At 56.5% G+C, this 16,931-nt stretch carries 18 protein-coding genes; 8 read left to right on the forward strand and 10 right to left on the reverse strand.

What is annotated here, in order from left to right; all coding sequences use genetic code 11:
* Window positions 1-39: 39 nt before the first annotated feature.
* A complete protein-coding gene (locus ACR0AM_RS11495; protein WP_267365535.1) occupies window positions 40-516 on the forward strand; it encodes a YHS domain-containing (seleno)protein in 477 nt (158 codons plus the stop codon).
* Between the two features lie 141 nt (window positions 517-657).
* On the opposite strand, the gene ACR0AM_RS11500 is transcribed toward ACR0AM_RS11495, so the two are convergent.
* Entirely contained in the window at window positions 658-1,641 is a 984-nt protein-coding gene (locus tag ACR0AM_RS11500) for a quinone oxidoreductase family protein (RefSeq protein ID WP_480604668.1), read from the reverse strand.
* A 193-nt stretch (window positions 1,642-1,834) separates the two neighbouring features.
* On the opposite strand from ACR0AM_RS11500, the gene ACR0AM_RS11505 reads away from it, so the two are divergent.
* Window positions 1,835-2,692, forward strand: a complete 858-nt coding sequence (locus ACR0AM_RS11505; protein WP_480474962.1) for a DUF2189 domain-containing protein — start codon at window positions 1,835-1,837, stop codon at window positions 2,690-2,692.
* Window positions 2,693-2,722: 30 nt separating this feature from the next.
* Here ACR0AM_RS11505 and ACR0AM_RS11510 read toward each other — a convergent pair whose 3' ends face one another.
* Both ACR0AM_RS11510 and ACR0AM_RS11515 read right to left on the reverse strand, forming a co-directional pair.
* Window positions 2,723-3,709 (reverse strand): NAD(P)H-quinone oxidoreductase, encoded by a 987-nt coding sequence (locus ACR0AM_RS11510; RefSeq protein ID WP_480622964.1) that lies wholly within the window; start codon window positions 3,707-3,709, stop codon window positions 2,723-2,725.
* 61 nt (window positions 3,710-3,770) lie between these two features.
* Window positions 3,771-4,463: a COQ9 family protein gene (locus tag ACR0AM_RS11515; protein WP_480622965.1), complete on the reverse strand. Its 693-nt coding sequence runs from the start codon at window positions 4,461-4,463 to the stop codon at window positions 3,771-3,773.
* Window positions 4,464-4,574: 111 nt separating this feature from the next.
* Between ACR0AM_RS11515 and rpsU the strand changes: the two genes are divergently transcribed.
* Window positions 4,575-4,781 (forward strand): 30S ribosomal protein S21, encoded by a 207-nt coding sequence (gene rpsU, locus ACR0AM_RS11520; RefSeq protein WP_005614280.1) that lies wholly within the window; start codon window positions 4,575-4,577, stop codon window positions 4,779-4,781.
* 297 nt (window positions 4,782-5,078) lie between these two features.
* Window positions 5,079-6,161 carry a CAP domain-containing protein gene (locus tag ACR0AM_RS11525; RefSeq protein ID WP_480622966.1) on the forward strand — a complete coding sequence of 361 codons (1,083 nt, stop codon included), beginning with the start codon at window positions 5,079-5,081 and terminating at the stop codon, window positions 6,159-6,161.
* A 48-nt stretch (window positions 6,162-6,209) separates the two neighbouring features.
* On the opposite strand, the gene ppk2 is transcribed toward ACR0AM_RS11525, so the two are convergent.
* On the reverse strand, window positions 6,210-7,127 hold the full coding sequence (ppk2, locus tag ACR0AM_RS11530) for a polyphosphate kinase 2 (RefSeq protein ID WP_209506639.1): 918 nt from the start codon (window positions 7,125-7,127) through the stop codon (window positions 6,210-6,212).
* 273 nt (window positions 7,128-7,400) lie between these two features.
* Here ppk2 and ACR0AM_RS11535 point away from each other — a divergent pair, with 273 nt between their 5' ends.
* Window positions 7,401-8,240, forward strand: coding sequence for a CPBP family intramembrane glutamic endopeptidase (locus tag ACR0AM_RS11535; RefSeq protein WP_480622967.1), 840 nt, complete (start codon window positions 7,401-7,403; stop codon window positions 8,238-8,240).
* Between the two features lie 3 nt (window positions 8,241-8,243).
* Here the strand turns inward: ACR0AM_RS11535 and ACR0AM_RS11540 are convergent, their stop codons facing one another.
* Window positions 8,244-8,702, reverse strand: a complete 459-nt coding sequence (locus tag ACR0AM_RS11540; protein WP_209506641.1) for an Lrp/AsnC family transcriptional regulator — start codon at window positions 8,700-8,702, stop codon at window positions 8,244-8,246.
* A gap of 135 nt (window positions 8,703-8,837) precedes the next feature.
* Between ACR0AM_RS11540 and ald the strand changes: the two genes are divergently transcribed.
* The gene (gene ald / locus ACR0AM_RS11545; RefSeq protein ID WP_480474952.1) at window positions 8,838-9,956 is read left to right on the forward strand and encodes an alanine dehydrogenase; all 1,119 of its coding nucleotides are present in this window, start codon (window positions 8,838-8,840) and stop codon (window positions 9,954-9,956) included.
* Between the two features lie 161 nt (window positions 9,957-10,117).
* Here the strand turns inward: ald and ACR0AM_RS11550 are convergent, their stop codons facing one another.
* On the reverse strand, window positions 10,118-10,906 hold the full coding sequence (locus tag ACR0AM_RS11550; RefSeq protein ID WP_480604882.1) for a mechanosensitive ion channel family protein: 789 nt from the start codon (window positions 10,904-10,906) through the stop codon (window positions 10,118-10,120).
* 130 nt (window positions 10,907-11,036) lie between these two features.
* Window positions 11,037-11,465: a large conductance mechanosensitive channel protein MscL gene (mscL, locus tag ACR0AM_RS11555; RefSeq protein ID WP_480622968.1), complete on the reverse strand. Its 429-nt coding sequence runs from the start codon at window positions 11,463-11,465 to the stop codon at window positions 11,037-11,039.
* A 144-nt stretch (window positions 11,466-11,609) separates the two neighbouring features.
* Between mscL and ACR0AM_RS11560 the strand changes: the two genes are divergently transcribed.
* A complete protein-coding gene (locus tag ACR0AM_RS11560; protein ID WP_480622969.1) occupies window positions 11,610-12,308 on the forward strand; it encodes a glutathione S-transferase N-terminal domain-containing protein in 699 nt (232 codons plus the stop codon).
* Between the two features lie 47 nt (window positions 12,309-12,355).
* On the opposite strand, the gene ACR0AM_RS11565 is transcribed toward ACR0AM_RS11560, so the two are convergent.
* Both ACR0AM_RS11565 and ACR0AM_RS11570 read right to left on the reverse strand, forming a co-directional pair.
* A complete protein-coding gene (locus ACR0AM_RS11565; protein ID WP_480622970.1) occupies window positions 12,356-12,805 on the reverse strand; it encodes a YtoQ family protein in 450 nt (149 codons plus the stop codon).
* 75 nt (window positions 12,806-12,880) lie between these two features.
* The gene (locus ACR0AM_RS11570) at window positions 12,881-13,513 is read right to left on the reverse strand and encodes a class I SAM-dependent methyltransferase (RefSeq protein ID WP_480554256.1); all 633 of its coding nucleotides are present in this window, start codon (window positions 13,511-13,513) and stop codon (window positions 12,881-12,883) included.
* A gap of 86 nt (window positions 13,514-13,599) precedes the next feature.
* Between ACR0AM_RS11570 and ACR0AM_RS11575 the strand changes: the two genes are divergently transcribed.
* Window positions 13,600-14,484: a LysR family transcriptional regulator gene (locus ACR0AM_RS11575; protein WP_480554257.1), complete on the forward strand. Its 885-nt coding sequence runs from the start codon at window positions 13,600-13,602 to the stop codon at window positions 14,482-14,484.
* A 43-nt stretch (window positions 14,485-14,527) separates the two neighbouring features.
* Here the strand turns inward: ACR0AM_RS11575 and pheT are convergent, their stop codons facing one another.
* Entirely contained in the window at window positions 14,528-16,924 is a 2,397-nt protein-coding gene (pheT, locus tag ACR0AM_RS11580; protein ID WP_480604653.1) for a phenylalanine--tRNA ligase subunit beta, read from the reverse strand.
* Window positions 16,925-16,931: the final 7 nt, after the last annotated feature.

The following is a 16,931-nucleotide window of genomic DNA, read 5'->3' on the forward strand; positions in this document are numbered from 1 at the left end:
CGCGGTGTCGAACGGGCTCTTTTCACGAAAGGTGAAGCAATGAACAAGTTTAAATCTCTGATCAGTGGCGTGGCACTGTCTGTCACATTGGCAACCTCCGCGCTGGCGGCTGGTGTTGAAATCAACGCAAGCTCGACCGGTCTGGCGATGCAGGGTTATGATCCGGTGGCGTATTTCACTGCTGGCGAGGCAACCAAAGGCGACTACCGCATCACTGCGTTGCACGATGAGGCACTGTACCGGTTCTCGTCGGAAGAAAACAAAGTAGCCTTTGAAGCCAACCCCGAAGCATATCTGCCCGCATATGGCGGCTATTGTGCCTTCGGCGCGGCCATGGGCTTTAAATTCGACGGCGACCCGAACCACTGGAAGATCGTTGACAACAAGCTGTATCTGAACCTGTCCAAAGACATTCAGGAGCGCTGGGAAGGCGACATCCCGGGTTTCATCGAAAGCGCGAGCGCAAACTGGGAAACGATTGCTGAAAAATCCCCGGCAGAGCTGCAATCGCAGTAAAACCTGATTATTTCAGGCACAGCGGCGGCGGGTTTTCCGCCGCCGTATGTTATTGAAGACCTCTTGCCCTTCCCATTCAGCGCATCAAGTGTCCCAATTCAATGGGCAATATTGTTTGGATACTGCGTTACAGGTCCAGAGTTACAGGTCCAGAATTGTGCTGCCAGTCGTTTGCCGCGCCTCAAGCGCACGATGCGCATCAGCAACCTGATCCAAGGCAAAACGCTGATCGACATGGATTTTGACCTCACCCCCCTCGACTTTGCCAAACAGGCGACGCGCCATTGCCTGACACACCGCATGATCCGCGATATGAGTAAACAACGTGGGCCGGGTGATCTTGAGCGAGCCTTTCTGGCCCAGAACCCCAAGGTTGAACGGTGGAACCGGGCCCGAGGCGTTGCCGAAGGAAATCATCATGCCCAGCGGTTTCAGGCAATCCAGTGATCCTTCGAACGTGTCCGCTCCGACCGAGTCCATCACCACGTCTACGCCCTGACCCTTTGTAATCTCAGCCACGCGTTCTGCGAAATTCTCGGACCTGTAATTGATGCAATGCGCGGCCCCGTTAAACCGCGCAAGGCTGCATTTCTCGTCACTCCCCGCCGTTCCGATCAAGGTGATGCCTTCGGATTTAGCCCATTGGCATGCGATCAGCCCGACCCCGCCAGCTGCCGCATGGAACAGGACCGTATCACCCCGTTTCAATGGTGTGGTCCGGTGAAATAGGTATTCAACCGTCAGACCTTTCAGCATCATCGCTGCACCGGCTTCGAATGTGATGCCATCCGGTAGCGGGCAAACCTGCGCAGCGGGCATCACGCGCGCCTCACAATAAGCACCGGGCGGGGCTGCGGCGTAAGCGGCCCGCTGCCCCGGCTGAAGGTGGGTCACCCCATCCCCAACCGCCTCAACGGTTCCCGCCGCTTCCATGCCTAAAGCATGGGGAAGATCAAGGGGATACAGGCCGGTGCGTTGATATACGTCGATGAAGTTCAACCCGCAGGCCTGATGCCGAATACGTATCTCACCCGGACCGGGGTCACCTACAGGCCTGTCTTCGATCCGCAAAACCTCAGGCCCACCAAATTCGTGAATCACAACCGTTTTCGCTGTTTTCTGCATCCTGACCTCCTCTTGCCTGCCATCAAGCTAACATGACTGTGACACAGGGCAATCCGTCCGATGCCGGAGTATTGATCCAGATTTCGAAAATTTATGTTATACTGAGGCATGGCGTTGCCGGTTGGGCCGGCCACGGGCAACTGAATGCCGGATCCGTTCCGCGGCGCAAGTCTCGCCAGGGAAGGGTGAAGAAATGGCTAAGACAATCGGAAACCCGATCAGCTGGGCGGCCCAGGCTCTGGGCGCCACAGGTGACCACGTTACAGAAAGCGTCTCGCAACTTGGCAGTGCAGATCCAACGCAAGTGCCAATGGTGCAGACCTTGACCCTGCAAGACCTACGCGCCTGCCTGAGGGCGGGGTATCAGGATTTTCTCGAAACCCGAGCGGATGTGGTGTTCATTGTCCTGGTATACCCGGTTGCCGGGCTTTTGATGTTCGGCTTTGCCCTGAATGCCAACCTGGTTCCGCTTCTGGCCCCTCTGGTCGCTGGCTTCGCGCTGATCGGGCCAGTTGCGGCCGTGGGCCTCTATGAGATCAGCCGCAAGCGTGAACAGGGCAGCGAGGTTCACTGGCTGGACGCATTTGGTGTGCTCCGCTCGCCGTCATTCGGAGCAATTCTGGTTTTGGGGTTTTACCTTGTGATGCTGCTGCTGCTTTGGCTGATGGTGGCACAAAGCATTCACACCTACACGATGGGCCCCGAGGTTCCAGCGTCGCTCAGCGCATTTGCCACGCAGGTGTTCACGACCTCCGCGGGCTGGACGATGGTCATTGTTGGAACAGCGGTTGGATTCGTTTTTGCGCTTTGCGCACTGGCGATCAGCGTCGTCAGTTTTCCCTTGCTGCTGGACCGTAAAGTAGGCCTGCCGGTTGCTGTTGTGACATCATTCAGGGTGCTGCGTCACAACCCCGGCGTCATTCTGACCTGGGGATTCATCGTAGCGGTGCTTTTGTTCCTGGGGGCTTTGCCACTGCTGTTGGGGCTTATCGTGGTGATGCCCGTTCTGGGTCATGCCACGTGGCATCTGTATCGCCGCGCCGTTGCGTGAACGCGCGGGACTCGCCCGCGCATTCTAAACTCAACCCGCGATCTTCAGAACAATCTTGCCAATATGACCCGAGCTTTCCATGCGCGCATGGGCGGCGGCGGTTTCGGTCAGATCAAACTCGCTGTCCATCACGGGCGCAACTTTTCCGGCATCCAACAGAGGCCAGACAGCTTCGCGCAGGTCCTGCGCGATTAGCGCCTTGGCCAGATCACTTTGTGGGCGCAAGGTGCTGCCGGTCAGGGTCAGGCGCTTGACCATCATCAGGGCAAAGTTCAGCTCGACCACAGGCCCTTGCAGAAACGCGATTTGCACCAGCCGCCCATCTTCGGCCAGGGCCTTGACGTTGCGGGGGATGTAATCACCGCCGACCATATCGAGGATCAGGTTTGCCCCACCTTCGGCGCGCATGGCTGCTACGAAATCCTCATCGCGATAATTGATCGCTTTTTCGGCGCCCAGCTTGATGCAAGCCTCACATTTCTCATCCGAGCCAGCCGTGGCGAAAACGCGCGCGCCAAAGGCATTGGCCAGTTGGATTGCCGTCGTACCAATACCGCTGGACCCACCGTGAACCAGAAAACGTTCACCTGCCCTCAACCCGCCACGCATGAACACGTTGGACCAGACTGTGAAGAAGGTCTCGGGAAGACACGCTGCCTCTTTCATTCCCATACCCGCGGGCACAGGCAAACAATGAGCCGCTGGGGTCGAAACGTATTCCGCATAGCCACCGCCGGGCAGCAGTGCGCAGACCTGATCACCGACAGACAGTCCTTCGACCCCCACACCGACCGAGACCACTTCGCCCGAAGCTTCAAGCCCCGGCAGGTCACTGGCGCCCGGCGGCGGATCGTAAGCGCCCGCGCGTTGCAAAGCGTCGGGGCGGTTCACCCCGGCATAGGCCACTTTCAATACAACCTGTCCGGCCCCCGGCTTAGGGATAGGACGTTCGGTCAGCTGCAATACATCGGGACCACCCGGTTGAGTGATCTCAACAGCACGCATCATCTGGGTCATAGGCACCTCCTTTGCCCAATGCCTAACAGGCATCAGAGGCAAGGCCCAGCACCAAGACGCGTTACTTTCGGGGGTTCAACATGCCAGGCAGATCACCCCGCATCTTGGCCGGTGCCCTCACCTGACCTGCCAGCCAGTTCGGAACTGCAAGAAAGGGTTTCAACACCGGGTTGTCACGCACCTGAGCCTTGAGCTTTTCGAACTCCATGACATTTGCGATCCGGCGATCCAGAAACTCCCACGTGCGCTGATGGTCAGGGCTGTCATCACCCAGCCAGAACAGCAAGGTCGAGGAATAGACCCCCGACAAGGTTGCCCGTTTGGTATACCAGTTCACATCTTCCGACGTATCGCCCAGTGCGTCCCAGATCAGGTCACAGGTCTGCCATAAGGCCTTGGCCCCATCGGTCGCATACGCTGGCAGGGAAAACAGCGTCATGCCCCGGCGCACCAGCTCTTTGTCTTCAACAGCCTGCAACCGGAACCGGACCGCAGCGGCAATCTTATCGCGGAATTTTGGACCGCTCATGTCCTCGGACCTGAGGCGGTCCAGCATCACCTGATCGCCGCGCGCATGAAAGGCCAGTGCCAGATCAACCGCCCCGCGCGGGCAAATTGCACGTGCCAAACCGTCATCCAGACCACAATCGGAAACCGAGGCGCGAAAGCTGGTTTCCGACCAGCCGTCGAAAGGAACATGATTCAGCATCGCGTCCAAAAGCTGCCGTTTTGCATCTTCATATGTTGTGGTCATGACGGTTCTCCGGTTGTCAGGTCCAGTACTAGACAAGTTAGGGCGGCTTTGCTATACGGCCAACTCCTGCAATTTCCTTGCAACTCTATCTAGAAAGGTGGTGACAACCACATGCAGGTTAGTGTTCGCGACAATAACGTCGATCAGGCGCTTCGTGCCCTGAAGAAAAAGCTGCAGCGCGAAGGCGTGTTCCGTGAAATGAAGCTCAAGCAACATTTCGAGAAACCGTCCGAGAAGAAAGCGCGCGAGAAAGCTGAAGCGATTCGCCGTGCCCGTAAACTGGCGCGCAAGAAAGCCCAGCGCGAAGGTCTGCTCTGAGATCTTTGATTTCGTCCAGCTTTGGATGACACTATTTGACGACCCCCGAGGCATGGCCCGGGGGTTTGTCGTTTCAGGGCTCGGATACAATCCGCCGACTCGTGGTTCAGGTTGTGCGGCAAGCTGCCATTTCCGTACAGGCAGTGTTTTGCCCGGCGCTTTGCAGCGCAGCGAATCTCGTCTCGGTAGCATCGGGCCGCCAAAACTCGCCTGAATTGCGCCGCCCTCTATCACCCGCGACGTCCCCGCCTCTAAGTGAGCCCGTCCGCAAGGACACAAACACAAACGGAGGCAAATATGTCGACTGCAAGTACAAACGAACGCGAGATGCTGGCGCTGATAAACCAGGAGCGCACGTCCCGCGGTCTCAACCCGCTGCAACTTGAAACGCAGCTGAACGACTCGTCCGAAGATCACAGCACCTGGATGCTGAATACAGACACCTTCAGCCACACCGGTTCAGGCGGTTCCAGCGCAACCCAGCGGATGCAAAACGCGGGGTTCGATCTTGAAGGAAGCTGGCGCACCGGGGAAAACATCGCATGGCAGTCCGAACGCGGCGCGCCGGGTATCAGCGACGATGTCGCCCAGTTGCATCAAAACCTGATGAACAGTCCGGGTCACCGCGCCAATATCCTAAACCCGGATTTCAAATATATCGGGATCGGGATCGAAGCCGGTGACATGCAGGGCTTCGATGCGGTGATGGTTACGCAAAACTTTGCCGCAACCGACGCGGCTGTCATGCTGGACAACGGCAATACAAACGCGCCGCCCGTTCCCCCGACAACACCGGATGAAGTTGCAGAGCCCGAGGAACCGGAAACCGAAACCCCAGATACTGACGTCACCGAGACCGAGGAGCCTGGGACTGAGACCCCCGAAACTGAGGAGCCGACACCCGAGACACCGGACACCGACGTCACAGAGACGGAAGAACCGGACCCCGAATCGCCTGATACCGACGTCACTGAGACCGAAGAACCGGAACCTGAAACCCCCGGTACCGAGGAACCAACACCCGAAACACCGGATACTGACGTAACCGAAACTGAAGAACCGGAACCTGAAGCGCCCGATACCGAAGTCGTCGATGGCGGTGAGCCGGAAGCCTTCTGCTTTGACATTCAGGCCTTTCTGGATGAAATCGCCAGCTTCCTTGAAAACCTGCAAGCGCAGTTTGACGAGTTTGATTGGGCCGACGACATGAATGGCGGCACTGATGTGGCAGATGTCGACGACGTCGATATCATGCCGACCCTAGATACCACCCCGGAGACCGAGATTGAGCCTGTCGACACCGAAACAGCCGAAGACGATGGCTGCGATGTCTTCATGATCAATATCTTCACCCATGACTGCATGATGGATGCAGCCTGATCACTTGAAATTGTGCGAGGTCGGCCCTGCCGACCTCGCATGCGTTGCTCAGTAAATCTTTGGAACGTAAAGCTCGTCTGGCAAAACCCGCCGCTCGTATTCAGGATTGTACCGACGGTCCGGCAAATTGACCTTTTCCTGTGGCACGTCTTCGTAGGGGATTCTGGTCAACAGATGCTCAATACAATTCAGACGTTCGCGTTTCTTGTCATTGCCCTCAACGATATACCACGGTGCTTCGGGTATGTTGGTTCGGAACAACATGTCTTCCTTGGCCTTCGTATACGCCTCCCAGCGAATACGGGATTCAAGATCCATCGGTGACAGTTTCCACTGTTTCATCGGGTCGTGAATACGCATGAGGAACCGCAGTTGCTGCTCTTCATCCGTGATCGAAAACCAGTATTTCAGCAGAATGATCCCTGACCGGACCAGCATCCGTTCAAATTCGGGAACGTCCTGAAAGAACTGTTCAACCTGGTCCTCGGACGCAAAGCCCATCACACGTTCAACCCCTGCCCGGTTGTACCACGAGCGGTCGAACAACACGATTTCACCGGCCGCAGGCAGATGCGGCACGTAGCGTTGAAAGTACCATTGGCTCTGCTCGCGGCGACTGGGCGCTGGCAGGGCAACCACACGGGCGACACGGGGGTTCAGACGCTGCGTGATCCGTTTGATCACGCCCCCCTTGCCCGCACTGTCACGGCCTTCAAACAGGATACAAACCTTGGCACCAGTGTGCTGCACCCAATCCTGCACCTTGATCAACTCGGCCTGCAATCGCAGCAGGTTTCGGAAATAGACCTTGCGATCCAGCATTTCGGGGTGCTGGTCCCGATAGATTTTGCGGACTTCCATGGACAGCATAGGCTCGCTGAACTCGATCTCGAAATCTTCGTCCAGCGTGTCTTCCAACTCGGCCTCAAGCCAGTTCTTGGTGCCCCCATCGTTTTCGTAAGCCAAGATCAGCTCCTTCTCAGTCATCGGGTTCGAACCATATCGGGCCTGTGTAACCGCCTGATGTCATCAGGTAAATTGAAGCCGATCCGTTGCAGCAGTCTCAATCGGAAATCAGCGTCTGGACGGGTATATGGTCTTTTACCCGAATGTGTACGTCTGGCCCAAAGGATACAAGCACAAGAATTGACACAAGGCATCAGTCGCGCGCTTTCTAGTTGCTTGCATTGCCTTGTTTTTGTGCGGCATGACTGGGTCCACAATTCAGACGAGAACGCCGTGACGTTATTCTTTTCGACATTGCCTGTCATCTGGCCCTGGCTGATCCTGATCACAGCGCAAGTCGCGGCGATGGTGCGTCGAACTGGCCTTGCGTTTGCCCTGCTGGTTCTGTTCGTCAGTGTTGCTTGGGTTGCCGGGCTGATGTCACCGACAGCAATCGTGGCGGTGGCGCTTGGTCTGATCGTGGCCTTCTTCCTCCCACGCCAGACAGGTCTGCTCGCTATCGCAGGGCATACGCTGTTGATCCTGTGGTGCCTGGCATTGGGGGCACATCTGTTCCCAGGGTTCAACAATTTGAAACTGCTGGATCAGGTGCAGGCAAGTGTTTTCAGCACAAGTTTCACACTGCACCTGAATCTGGACAAACCCATGGTCTTCTTTGCTGTTCTTCTGGCCAGGCCCGGAATGCTGAACAGCGCAATCCAGACCAGAATAAGACCTTTGCTAGCGGGTTTGCTGATTTTGCCTGGCCTGTTTCTGCTGGGTCTATCGCTGGGCGCGGTGCGCTTGGACCTCTCAACCCCTTATTGGTGGATGGTATTTTGCCTGTCCAACCTGTTTCTGACTTGTCTTACGGAAGAGGCGTTCTTTCGCGGCTACTTGCAGTCGGCCATTACCTCGCGCCTTGGAGTAACAGGCGGTCTGGTCTCCGCCAGCCTGCTGTTTGGATTGGCGCATATCGGCGGAGGACCCGCGCTTGTAGTATTCGCAGCCCTTCTCGGGCTGGGGTGCGGGTTGGGATATTATGCTACCGGTCGGCTCTGGGTGCCTGTTGCGATGCATTTCGGGTTTAACCTGACCCACCTGCTGCTGTTCACCTATCCCGGCTCATTATGACGGTCAGACCGGCAAGGCCGTGGTCTTGAACACGGTACGCAACGCAAATGAGCTTTGCATCTGCGCCACCCCTGGCAAGCGCGACAGGTATTGCCGGTGGATACGCGCGAAATCTTCTGTATTTTCCGCCACAACTTTCAGAATGTAATCTGCGGTACCTGCCATCAGATGACACTCCAGCACATCCGGTATTCGGGCCACCGCCTTTTCGAACACATCCAGAACCTCTTCGGCCTGACCTTGTAACGTGATTTCGACAAAAACGGTGGTTGGCACGTTCATTTTCCGCGCATCCAGCAGAGCCACGTAGTTGCGGATATAGCCGTCAACCTCCAACCGTTGAACGCGGCGGTGGCACGCAGACGGAGACAGGTTGACCTGTTCAGACAACTCGGAATTCGACATCCGGCCATTCTTCTGAAGTGCGGCCAGAATCTTTCGATCGGTCGTGTCCAGGCTCATTCCTGCAATTCCTTTGCGAGTTTTTCGAATAGTACGGGAAATTCTTCCAAAGAAAAGTCCATTAGCACGTTTTCTTTCACAGAAATTGCGCCACGAAATGCACATAATTTAAGCAGCTTATGAACGGAGAGCCCAATGAAAATCGGTTGCCCCAAGGAAATCAAACCTCAGGAATTCCGCGTCGGGATGACGCCCAATGCCGCTCAGGAAGCGGTTGCACGCGGACACCGAGTCCTGATCGAATCCGGTGCAGGCATCGGCGCAGGTTTCGACAATGACGCCTATGTTGCAGCAGGCGCGCAAATCGTTGACACCGCAGAAGAGGTGTTTGCCACCGCTGACATGATCGTCAAGGTCAAGGAACCTCAGGCGGTTGAACGCAAGATGCTGCGTGAAGGGCAGTTGCTGTTCACCTATCTGCACCTGGCTCCGGACCCTGATCAGACGCACGACCTGCTGGAGTCGGGCTGTACCGCAATCGCCTATGAGACCGTAACGGATGCTAACGGCGGTCTGCCGCTGCTGGCACCCATGTCCGAGGTCGCCGGTCGGCTGGCACCTCAGGTTGGATCCTGGACCTTGCAGAAGGCAAATGGTGGCCGTGGGGTTCTGATGGGCGGCGTTCCCGGCGTTGGCCCGGCCAAAGTAGTTGTGATTGGCGGCGGCGTCGTCGGGACACATGCGGCCAAGATTGCCGCCGGAATGGGGGCTGATGTCACCGTTCTGGATCGGTCACTGCCGCGTCTTCGCTATCTGGACGATGTCTTTGGCGGAACTTTCAAGAACCAGTATTCGACAGCGGGCGCCACCGCTGAACTGATCCAGGACGCTGATATGGTCATCGGTGCTGTTCTGATCCCCGGCGCTGCCGCACCGAAACTGGTGTCGCGTGCTCAACTGTCGACGATGAAACCCGGCGCAGTACTGGTGGATGTCGCCATCGACCAAGGCGGGTGCTTTGAAACGTCAAAAGCCACTACCCATGCCGACCCGATCTACAATGTCGATGGTATCATGCACTACTGTGTGGCCAACATGCCGGGCGCTGTTGCGCGCACCTCGACCATCGCACTGGGCAATGCCACGATGCCGTTCATGCTGTCGCTGGCCGACAAGGGATGGAAACAGGCATGTCAGGACGATCCGCACTTGCTGGAAGGTTTGAACGTTCATGCTGGCAAACTGACCTACTATGCCGTTGGCAAGGCCCTTGGCATCGACGTCGTTTCGCCAAATGTGGTGGTCAAATCGTAAGTGCCTCCTATCCTGAAGTTGCCTGGTGATGGTAATTCTCAGGGTGGCGCGTTCGGTACCGAACCGACGGCTTTCACAAAAAAGGGCACCGCGTTTCTACGCGGTGCCCTTTTCAATACGCGGACGGTATGAAAGACTGTCAGATCATTGAGCGCCAGCCGTCACCCCTTTTTTTGAATTTCGACCGAATGTGGATACGGAATCGAAACACCTTTGGCGTCAAACGCCTCTTTCACCACTTTCGTAAGCTCGAACTTGACGTCCCAGTAATCGGCTGCCGCACACCATAGCCGCGCAGTCAGATCGACCGAGCTGTCACCCAGATTCGTGACCCGCACCCAGGGTTCAGGGTCGCTGTGAATGCGCTGGTCGGCCTTGGCCACATCCAGAATGATCTGCATGGCGGTATCTGCGCTGTCCCCGTAATCAATTCCAAACACCAGATCGACACGCCGTGTGTCATGGGCTGAATAATTGGTGATGATCGACCCCCATGCCTGACCGTTTGGAACAATGATCTGCACGTTGTCGGGGGTCACAAGCTCGGTCGTGAACAGGCTCAGGTCCATAACGGTTCCTGCCGTGCCACCGATATCCACATACTGTCCCAGCTTGTAGGGCCGGAAAACCACCAACATCACACCGGCCGCAAGATCACTCAGCGTACCCTGAAGTGCCAACCCGACAGCCAGCGAGGCAGCACCCAGAATGGCGACGATACTGGTGGCTTCTATCCCGAAGATACCCAGAACGGCGACCAGAACTATGGCCAGAATTGCCCACTTGATCACACTGGCGGCAAAATTCCCAAGTGTCGGGTCGATCTGTGGTGTTTTGTTGATCCGGCGGCGTACTACACCCGCGATCGTTCGGGCGGCGATCCAACCCAAAACAAGAACGATCAGAGCTTTCGCTGCATTCAAGGCAATGGGCAAGTATTGATTGGCCATACCAATCGCCTGCTCGGCCAAGTCGGCGGTTTGTTCCATCTCGAATTTCCTCGTGTTTTCTGTTCGGCAATTCTAATAATACAGGCTCCGCGATTTGTGCGGAGCCCGATGTCGCGATGAAACGACAGGCCTACTTCTTCAAAGCGTCCCGGATTTCCATCAGGATGTCCAATTCGCTAGGACCTGTGCGGGCTTCTTCAGCCGCTTCTTCCTCTGCTTCGGCAGCGTCTTTGACCTTGTTCACCATTTTTACCAGCATGAAGACAACCCAGGCGATGATCAGGAAATTGATGATCGCCATTATGAAAGCACCATAGGCAAAGACGGATGCGCCTGCTTCACGTGCCGCTTCAAGGCTGGCACCTTCGGCCACATCGCCTGCCAGAACGGCGTAGTTGTTCGTAAAGTCGATACCCCCTGTGAACAATCCAATAAGCGGATTGATCAGGTCGCCCACCAACGAGGTAACAATTGCGGTAAATGCGGCACCGATAATGATACCGACCGCCATGTCCATGACATTGCCCTTGGCAATGAACGTCTTGAATTCTTCCAGCATAGCATCCCTCTTGATTTTTTAAGTCCACGCCTCTGTTCACGCATGAGCGCATAGGAATTGTGCGTTAAACGCATGAAAAAGGGTATGTTTTTTTAGGGGAAAGCCACCCTACTTTTCCCCAAACGGCATTACTCAGGAGGTTTCATGTCTCAACTTACGCCTTTTTTTGTAACCGACAGATGGCCTGCGAAGGACCCCAGCGTCCTTCAACTTTACTCCTATCCAACGCCAAACGGCGTCAAAGCCTCGATCATGCTTGAGGAAACCGGCCTGCCCTATGAGGCGCATCTCGTGACACTGGCAGATGCGGATGTCAAAAGCTCCGAGTTCCTGTCGCTGAACCCGAACAACAAGATCCCGGCAATAATCGACCCCGACGGCCCGGATGGTGTGCCGCTGGCCCTGTTCGAAAGCGGTGCCATCCTTCTGTATCTGGCCGAAAAAACAGGTAAGTTCCTGGGTCAAAGCGCAGCAGACAAGCACCGGATCACCCAATGGCTGATGTTTCAGATGGGCGGCATCGGGCCAATGTTTGGCCAGCTCGGGTTTTTCTACAAGTTCGCTGGCAGCGAGATAGAAGATCCGCGCCCGCGCGAGCGTTACATCAACGAAGCCAAGCGCCTGCTGAACGTAGTGAACACGCAACTGGAAGGACAGGACTGGATCGCAGGCGAGTATTCCATCGCGGATATCGCGCTTGCTCCGTGGCTGAATGCGCTGGATTTCTATGGCGCGAAGGATGTGGTTGATTGGGACGGCTATTCCAATGTCGTCGCTTATGTTGATCGTTTCTTCCAACGCCCAGCGGTTCAGCGCGGCAAAGGCATACCGGCCCGAGACTGATAACAGTTGAAAGAAAGGGGGCGCCAAACCGGCGCCCCTTTCATCGATCAGCCAGGCAGAACACCTGTCAGCACGTAACGCAGAATTTCGACCACCTGAGCAGGTTCTTCCGCCACGGCCAGTGCGGCGGCATCAACTTCTTTCAGCGCGTGCTGATGATCCGGGCCGTGCAGAACGATGATAGACTTGCCCAGTGCTGCAGCGTAACCCGCGTCAAAGGCGGCGTTCCACTGTTTGTACTTGTCACCAAACCTGACGACGACAACATCCGCATCCGCAATCCCCTTGCGTGTTCGGATCGCATTGACCATCGCTCCCTTGTGGTCGTGCCAATACTTGTTCGGCTCGGCCCCAAGAATGGCTACACCACAATCATCACTGGCCGCATGATCGGTAACGGGGCTGTTGAAGGTCACGTCCAACCCTTGCGCCCCATCGATGATCTGTTCACGCCAGTCAGTGTGGATTTCTCCGGAAAGATAAACGTTCAGGCCCATGGCAAACTCCGCTGTTGTTTCCGACCAATTTAAGGGTCCCACACCCAAAGCCCAACGCGGATTCCGGAAAAACCCCTACATTTTGCGAGCCACTAGGAATCGGCGAGCGTCACGTACGGGGAAACTGTCGCTCTCGATGATGCGGAACCCGGCGTGTTCAATGGCCGCATCAAGATCCGCCTCAGACAGGAATCGCACAAACGGAGCCTTACCAAAGAACTGCATGATCGGAAGCGCGAGACGAATAGCGTAATACTTCAGGCTCGCTCCGCTGGACGGTCGGCAAAATGTTTTCGAAATAAACAGTCCGCCGGGTCTAAGGACCGAATGTACTCGGCTCAATGTCAGATCCAGATCTTCGACCAGGTGCAAAAGATTGAATGCCAGCGCCGCATCAAAAGAACCCTCAGGCGGTCGATTTGCATCAGCCTCGGTAAAGGTGACGTTTTCGATGCTTTGCGAAGCGGCGTTTCGACGTCCAACGGCCAACATACCGGGGGACACATCGGTTGCAGTGATAGATCCTACATATCCGGACAGCTTCAGAGCAGTCATGCCTGTGCCGCACCCTAGTTCCAGAACATCATTGGTTTTCTTCAGGTAAGACGCTGTCCGTTCCAGCGTATGCTCGTACGAAGCCATGTCTTTTATGGGCGAGCGGGCATATTTCTCGGCCACTCCATCCCAGAATTTCGCAGTGGTGGTCATTGAGGAGTCTCCTTTCGGCGAGAATTTATTCATGCGCAGACCGAATATAAATTGCCGAAGTTTGCAGGTTTACTATACATTTTTGTATGAATGAGTTTGGCGATTTTGATTGGAACCACATCCGGGCCTTTCTGGCGACGGCTGAAACTGGGTCATTTTCCGCGGCGGCACGGCAGCTGCGGCAAACGCAGCCTACCCTGAGTCGCCAGATAGCAGCGCTTGAACAGGACTTGGGCGTGATGCTGTTTGAACGGGTTGGCAGAACCCTTGAGATCACTCAGGCCGGATTGGAGCTGCTGGATCATACTCGCAAAATGGGGGACGCCGCCAACCGCATCGCGCTGACGGCATCCGGACAGGCACAATCCATTGAAGGCCGGGTTCGCATCACCGCCAGTGACGTGATGTCGGCCTATGTCTTGCCCGACCTGCTGCGCGAAATCCGGGCGCAAGCCCCGCGCCTGCGGATTGACGTGATTGCCTCAAACGATATTCAGGATCTTATGCGGCGCGAGGCAGATATCGCGATCCGCCATGTCCGTCCTGATCAACCCGACCTAATCGCGAAGCTGGTACAGGAGGCGTCGGGGCATTTCTATGCAACCACAGAGTATCTCAACCGTGCGGGACGCCCAAAATCAAAGCAGGACCTTTCACGGCATGAGTTCATCAGCTTTGGCGACAACAATCAGATGATCGCCTATCTGAAGCCGCTTGGCATTCACCTGACCAACGAGAATTTCCGGCTTGGGTCTCAGAACGGAATAGTGGCTTGGGAATACGCCAAACAAGGCTTTGGCATCGCGCCCATGTCGCAGACCGTCGGCGATGCGACACCAGGTATGGAGCGTGTATGCCCCGGGATGGAGGCTATCACATTTCCGATCTGGTTGACCACGCATCGCGAGTTGCACACCAGCCGCCGCATCCGGCTGGTCTATGACTTACTGACCAAGTTCCTGTCCAAATAAAAAACGCGCCCGAAGGCGCGCTTTCCATTGGAGCCTCAGAGCTCTAACCGCGCAGAACTCCGCCCGTCGCCTTGGCAACCTTAGCAATGATCTTCTCGGCCACGGCTTCGATGTCTTTTTCCTTCAGCGTCGCCTCAGTCGGTTGCAGGCGCACGGTAATGGCAAGAGACTTTTTGCCTTCGCCAAGGCTGCCGCCGATGAATTCGTCAAAGACACGCACGCTCTCGACCAGCGCCTTGTCGGCACCCGCGGCTGCGTTCACCAACGTCAGCGCTTCGACATCGGCATCGACGACAAAGGCAAAATCACGCTCGACCGCCTGCAAGTCGCGTAGTTCCAGCGCAGCGCGAGTGGCACCGTATTTGCGGGGCAAAGGCACTTCGTCCGGCCAGATGGTGAACGCCATTGCCGGACCTTTTATGTCCATCGCCTGCAAAACGCGCGGATGCAGCTCTCCGAAGACACCCAGTACTTTTTTCGGACCCAGACAGATTTTGCCATGGCGACCCGGATGCCACCATGGATCGCCGTCGCGCAAAATCTGAACCTTTTCGGGCGCACCAATGGCAGCCAGTACAGCCTCGACATCAGCCTTGGCATCGAACACATCCACCGGACGCGCAGCACCGTGCACATCCTTGGGGCCCGAACGTCCAACCAGCAGGCCGGTGATCTGGGTTTTCTGATCACCCGGCTCGCCATTGTGAAAGACCGGGCCGACCTCGAACAAGGCGACATCCGCGAAACCGCGCGCCTGATTGCGGGCCGCAGCCTGCAACAAGCCAGGCAGCAGATCGGGGCGCATATGGCTCATCTCGGATGAAATCGGGTTTTCGAGCATGGTCGTAGTATCGCCACCACCGAACAAAGCCGCCGAGGCCTGATCAATGAACGTATAACTGACGCATTCGTTGTAACCCAGCACCGCGCAGGTACGGCGCGCCATGGACTGACGGCGTTGTGTCGGGGTCATTACCGGTTTCGGTATCCCCTCGGTCACGCGCGGCAGCGGCCTGCCTTGCAGCTTTGTCAAGGAAGCAATCCGCGCGACTTCTTCCACCAGATCGGCCTCGCCCAGGATATCCGGGCGCCAGCTGGGGACATGGGCCATCTCACCTTCCAGACGAAAGCCCAGACGGGTCAGGGTCTGTCGCTGTTCGCTTTCGGGAATATCCATCCCGACCAGAGACTGCACCCTTTCCGCATTCAGCTTGTAGGCACGCGCATGGTTCGGCGCTTTACCAGCCTCAACCACGTTGGAGGCTTCTCCACCGCAGATGTCCAGAATCATCTGGGTCGCGTGTTCCAGCCCCTCGCGGGTGTATTCCGGGTCGACACCGCGCTCGAACCGATAGCGCGCGTCAGAATTGATCTTGAGCGCACGGCCTGTGAGAGCGATCTGAACATGATCCCAGAACGCGCTTTCAAGGAAGACGTTTACCGTTTCCTCGGTACATCCGGTTTCCTCACCGCCCATGATGCCCGCAATCGACTCCGGACCTTTGTCATCCGAAATCACCATCATTCCGGTTTGCAGCGTGTATTCTTTTTCATCCAGCGCAACCAGCGTCTCGCCGCCTTTGGCGCGGTGCACCCGCAGGTTGCCCTGAACCTTGTCGGCGTCGAACACGTGCAGCGGGCGATTGTGATCGTAGGTCATATAATTGGTGATATCCACCAGCGCCGAGATAGGACGCAGACCTATGGCCTTCAACATATCCTGCAGCCATTGCGGGCTGGGGCCATTCTTCACGCCACGGATCAGACGGCCAGTGAAATGTGGCGCGCCATCCAGCGTGTCTTCGTCGATCGTCACCTTGATCGGGCAATCGAAATCACCCGGAACATGCGTATAGTCACGCTGCTTCAACGTGCCAATTCCACGCGCGGCCAGATCGCGCGCAATCCCTTCAACCCCCAGCGCATCCGGGCGGTTCGGAGTGATCGCGATTTCGATCATCGGGTCGACTTTGGAAGGGTCGTTTTCTGCAAGCCAGTCCACAAATGTATCACCCACTTCGCCCGAGGGCAGTTCGATGATGCCGTCATGTTCATCCGACAGTTCCAGCTCACGCTCGGACGCCATCATGCCAAAGCTTTCGACACCGCGGATCTTGCCGACGCTGATGGTCAGGTCCAGGCCAGGGATGTACATGCCCGGTTTGCAGACCACGACCGTGATCCCTTCACGCGCATTGGGTGCACCGCAAATGATCTGTAGCTCGCCCTCGTCTGTATCGACCTTGCAAACGCGCAGCTTGTCTGCGTCAGGGTGTTTTTCGGCGTGTTTCACATAGCCCAGCGTAAAGCCTGCCAGCCGTTCGGCCGGGTTCACGATCTCTTCGACCTCAAGCCCGAGATCGGTCAGCGCCTCGGCGATTTCATCAACCGAAGCATCAGTGTCGAGGTGGTCTTTCAGCCAGGACAGAGTGAATTTCATTGCACGG

Source organism: Ruegeria sp. AD9, from assembly GCF_056542305.1.

Bases quoted from the DNA above. Each gene is read 5' to 3' on its own strand.
- ACR0AM_RS11495 (WP_267365535.1), top strand. From the start codon at position 40: ATGAACAAGTTTAAATCTCTGATCAGTGGCGTGGCACTGTCTGTCACA.
- ACR0AM_RS11500 (WP_480604668.1), bottom strand. From the start codon at position 1,641: ATGCAGAAAACAGCGAAAACGGTTGTGATTCACGAATTTGGTGGGCCT.
- ACR0AM_RS11505 (WP_480474962.1), top strand. From the start codon at position 1,835: ATGGCTAAGACAATCGGAAACCCGATCAGCTGGGCGGCCCAGGCTCTG.
- ACR0AM_RS11510 (WP_480622964.1), bottom strand. From the start codon at position 3,709: ATGACCCAGATGATGCGTGCTGTTGAGATCACTCAACCGGGTGGTCCC.
- ACR0AM_RS11515 (WP_480622965.1), bottom strand. From the start codon at position 4,463: ATGACCACAACATATGAAGATGCAAAACGGCAGCTTTTGGACGCGATG.
- rpsU (WP_005614280.1), top strand. From the start codon at position 4,575: ATGCAGGTTAGTGTTCGCGACAATAACGTCGATCAGGCGCTTCGTGCC.
- ACR0AM_RS11525 (WP_480622966.1), top strand. From the start codon at position 5,079: ATGTCGACTGCAAGTACAAACGAACGCGAGATGCTGGCGCTGATAAAC.
- ACR0AM_RS11540 (WP_209506641.1), bottom strand. From the start codon at position 8,702: ATGAGCCTGGACACGACCGATCGAAAGATTCTGGCCGCACTTCAGAAG.
- ald (WP_480474952.1), top strand. From the start codon at position 8,838: ATGAAAATCGGTTGCCCCAAGGAAATCAAACCTCAGGAATTCCGCGTC.
- ACR0AM_RS11550 (WP_480604882.1), bottom strand. From the start codon at position 10,906: ATGGCCAATCAATACTTGCCCATTGCCTTGAATGCAGCGAAAGCTCTG.
- mscL (WP_480622968.1), bottom strand. From the start codon at position 11,465: ATGCTGGAAGAATTCAAGACGTTCATTGCCAAGGGCAATGTCATGGAC.
- ACR0AM_RS11560 (WP_480622969.1), top strand. From the start codon at position 11,610: ATGTCTCAACTTACGCCTTTTTTTGTAACCGACAGATGGCCTGCGAAG.
- ACR0AM_RS11565 (WP_480622970.1), bottom strand. From the start codon at position 12,805: ATGGGCCTGAACGTTTATCTTTCCGGAGAAATCCACACTGACTGGCGT.
- ACR0AM_RS11570 (WP_480554256.1), bottom strand. From the start codon at position 13,513: ATGACCACCACTGCGAAATTCTGGGATGGAGTGGCCGAGAAATATGCC.
- ACR0AM_RS11575 (WP_480554257.1), top strand. From the start codon at position 13,600: ATGAATGAGTTTGGCGATTTTGATTGGAACCACATCCGGGCCTTTCTG.
- pheT (WP_480604653.1), bottom strand. From the start codon at position 16,924: ATGAAATTCACTCTGTCCTGGCTGAAAGACCACCTCGACACTGATGCT.